Below are 224 nucleotides of genomic sequence, written 5' to 3' on the forward strand. Positions count from 1 at the left end.
TGCCGGTGTAGCTCAACTGGTAGAGCAACTGACTTGTAATCAGTAGGTTGGGGGTTCAAGTCCTCTTGCCGGCACCAGTTTTTCGAGCCATTAGCTCAGTTGGTAGAGCATCTGACTTTTAATCAGAGGGTCGAAGGTTCGAGTCCTTCATGGCTCACCATTTATATTCACACGCGGGTGTGGCGGAATTGGCAGACGCGCTAGACTTAGGATCTAGTGTCTTA

At 49.6% G+C, this 224-nt stretch carries 2 tRNA genes; both read left to right on the top strand.

Going from position 1 to position 224, the window contains the following annotated elements:
• Position 1 precedes the first annotated feature (1 nt).
• Positions 2 to 77: transfer RNA gene (locus SB717_RS40190), tRNA-Thr, on the top strand.
• A gap of 7 nt (positions 78 to 84) precedes the next feature.
• Positions 85 to 160: transfer RNA gene (locus SB717_RS40195), tRNA-Lys, on the top strand.
• The last annotated feature ends 64 nt before the right edge of the window (positions 161 to 224 follow it).

Source organism: Priestia sp. SIMBA_032 (assembly GCF_046535215.1).
Lineage (GTDB): Bacteria > Bacillota > Bacilli > Bacillales > Bacillaceae_H > Priestia > Priestia aryabhattai.